We start from the raw sequence: 3148 nt of genomic DNA on the forward strand, positions 1-3148 counted from the left end.
CGAGCCGCGCCTGCTGCTGCTGGACGAACCGATGGCCGCCCTCGACGTCACGGCGGCGCCCGCGCTGCGCCGGCTGTTGCGCGAGGTGCTGCGCGACGCCGGCCGCACCGCGATCATCGTGACCCACGACCTGTTCGACGCGCTGGCCGTGGCCGACCGGGTCGCTGTCGTCGAGAACGGCCGGATCGTGGAGAGCGGGCCGGCGCGGGAGGTGCTGACAGCCCCGCGCAGCGACTTCTCGGCGCGCATCGCCGGGGTCAACCTGGTCGCCGGGACCGTCGCCGAGCCCGGCGTGGTGCGCACCGCGTGGAACACCGCGATCGCGGGGACCGGCGACGTCACCGTCGGCGCGGCCGTCGTCGCATTGTTCCGGCCCGACGCGGTGGCGGTACATCTGGAACCGCCCCACGGCAGCCCGCGCAACGTGATCGAGCTCACGATCGCCGAGGTCGACGTGCACGGCGACGGCGTCCGGGTGCGCGGCGCCGACCAGCCCGACGGCGGCACCGGGCTGGCCGCTGACATCACGGTGGCCGCCGCCGCGGAGCTGAACCTGGTGCCCGGGCAGACGGTGTACTTCGTGGTCAAGGCTCGTGAGGTGCGCCTGCACCCGGCAGTCTGACGTTCACCCGCCCGCCGTCATGCGCGGGAAGGCCGAAACGTTAGGTAAATTACTGGCCGACTCGGCCGGCGACGATCCGCGGCGGCGGAGAGGGCGTTCGTGGACTAGGTGGTGAACTTGTCGGGCAGGTGGCGCGGGCCGGCGCAGGCACCCGAAAGGAGCCGCCGCACCGACCTCGACGGCCTGCGGGGTCTGGCCATCGCCCTGGTCGCCGTGTTCCACATCTGGTTCGGCCGGGTGTCCGGCGGCGTGGACGTCTTCCTGGTCCTGTCGGGTTACTTCTTCGGCGCGATGGTGTTGCGCCGCGCGCTGAACCCGGAGTCCTCGCTCAACCCGCTCCCGCTGCTGCGCCGGCTGGCGCGGCGGCTGCTGCCTGCGCTGGTGGTGGTGCTGGGCTTCGCGGCGCTGCTGACCGTGACCATCCAGCCGCAGACCCGGTGGGAGTCCTTCGCCGACCAGAGCCTGGCCAGCCTGGGCTACTACCAGAACTGGCATCTGGCCGGAACCGCAGCGGACTACAGCCGCGCCGGGGAGGCCGTCAGCCCACTGCAACACCTGTGGTCGATGTCCGTGCAGGGCCAGTTCTACCTGGCGCTGCTGGTGGTGGTCCTGGTACTGACCGCGCTGGCCCGCCTGATCGCCGGCGCCCGGCTCAAGGGCGTGCTGGTCACGGTGCTCGGTGCGCTGACCGTCGCGTCGTTCTGGTACGCGGTTGTCGCGCAGGCCGAGCACCCGCCGAGCGCGTACTACGACAGCTTCGCGCGGGCCTGGGAACTGCTTGCCGGCACCGTCGCGGCGCTGCTGTTCACCGGGCTGCGCATGCCGACGTGGTTGCGGACCGTGGCCGCGGCCGCCGGAATTCTGCTGATCGTGTCCTGCGGCGCCTGGATCGACGGGGCGCAGTTGTTCCCGGGACCGTGGGCGCTGGTGCCGGTGGCCGCCACTCTGCTGGTGATCGCCGCCGGGGCCGGGCAGCCGGACGGGGTGGCCGCCCCGCTGCGGTTGCTGTCGAGCCGCGTCCTGGTCTGGCTCGGCGCGATCGCGTACTCGCTGTACCTGTGGCACTGGCCGGTGCTGATCTTCTGGCTGGTGCACACCGGGCGGGCCGGCGCGGGCGTCCTCGACGGCCTCGGGGTGCTGGCGGTGTCGCTGTTGCTGGCGTTCCTGACCCACCGCTTCGTCGAGAACCCGCTGCGCTACGCCGACGCCCGGCCGGCCCGTCCGCACCGGGCGGCACGGGTGTGGGGTGCGCTTCGCCGCCCCACGGTCGCGCTCGGTGGGGCGGTGGCGCTGCTGGCCGTCGCGCTCACGGTGTCGTCGTTGTCCTGGCGCGAACACGTCACCCTGCAGCGCGCCAACGGGCATGAGCTGGCACAACTGCCCGAACGCGACTACCCGGGCGCGCGGGCGCTGACCAACCGGCTGCGGGTGCCGGAACTGCCGATGCGGCCCAGCGTCCTGGAAGCCCGCGACGACCTGCCCGCGACCACGCAGGACGGTTGCATCAGCGACTTCCTCAATCCCGAGGTCATCAACTGCATCTACGGCGATCCCGATGCCCTCCGCACCATCGCGCTGGCCGGCGGCTCGCACGCCGAGCACTGGATCACGGCACTGGACATGCTGGGTGTGCGCCACGGCTTCCGCGTGGTCACCTATCTGAAGATGGGCTGCCCGCTGACCACCGAACTGGTGCCGATGATCGCCATCTCGGACAACCCCTATCCGCAGTGTCACCAGTGGAATCAGGACGTGATGGCCCAGCTGGTCGCCGACCGGCCGGACTACGTGTTCACCACCACCACCCGGCCGAGGATCGACGGCCCGGGCGACATCGTGCCGGACGGCTACCTCGGCATCTGGGACACCTTCGCCGCCCACGACATCGCCATGCTCGGTATGCGCGACACCCCGTGGCTGGTCAGGAACGGATGGTTGAGGGACCCGGCGGACTGCCTGGCGCGCGGCGGCGACGCGATCAGCTGCGGGGTGAAGCGGTCCTGGGCGCTGTCGGACGTCAACCCGACGCTGGCGTACACCGAGCAGTATCCGCTGTTGCGGCCGCTGGATCTCAGCGATGCCGTCTGCGACGTCACCGACTGCCGTGCCACCGAGGGAAACGTGCTGGTGTACCACGACTCTCATCACGTGTCCGCGACGTACATGCGGACCATGGCCGACGAGCTCGGCCGACAGCTCAGGCTGGCCACCGGCTGGTGGTGAGCGGGGCTGCTGTCCCGGCCGCAACCGCTAGCCCGATTTGCGGGGCCGCAGAAGGGCAGCCAGTTCTTCCCTGCTGCTGACGCCGGTCTTGATCATCGCCTTGTAGATGTGCCCCTCCACGGTGCGGGGCGACAGCACGAGGCGCTCGGCGATGTCGCGATTGGACAGCCCCAGTCCCAGCAGAGCGATCACCTCGCGCTCACGCTCGGTCACCGGCAGGTCCGACCCGGCGGCTGCCAGTGCCGGGGTGCGCACTCCCCCGCCGTCGGCGGCCAGCGCGTCGGCGCGGGCGGCGCAGCCGAG

At 71.6% G+C, this 3148-nt stretch carries 3 protein-coding genes; 2 read left to right on the forward strand and 1 reads right to left on the reverse strand.

Annotated features, from left to right (window positions below; all coding sequences use genetic code 11):
- Both MVA01S_RS29230 and MVA01S_RS29235 read left to right on the forward strand, forming a co-directional pair.
- Window positions 1-622: TOBE domain-containing protein (locus tag MVA01S_RS29230; protein ID WP_169801787.1), on the forward strand; the 622-nt coding region annotated here is incomplete at its 5' end.
- Between the two features lie 108 nt (window positions 623-730).
- Complete coding sequence (locus MVA01S_RS29235) at window positions 731-2845, forward strand: acyltransferase family protein (protein WP_003933817.1); 2115 nt, start codon at window positions 731-733, stop codon at window positions 2843-2845.
- 27 nt (window positions 2846-2872) lie between these two features.
- On the opposite strand, the gene MVA01S_RS29240 is transcribed toward MVA01S_RS29235, so the two are convergent.
- Window positions 2873-3148, reverse strand: a 276-nt coding sequence (locus tag MVA01S_RS29240; RefSeq protein WP_169801788.1) for a response regulator transcription factor, incomplete at its 5' end; no start/stop codon positions are given.

The sequence above is a fragment of the Mycolicibacterium vaccae NBRC 14118 = CIP 105934 genome, assembly GCF_001552715.1.
Taxonomy (GTDB): Bacteria; Actinomycetota; Actinomycetes; order Mycobacteriales; family Mycobacteriaceae; genus Mycobacterium; species Mycobacterium vaccae.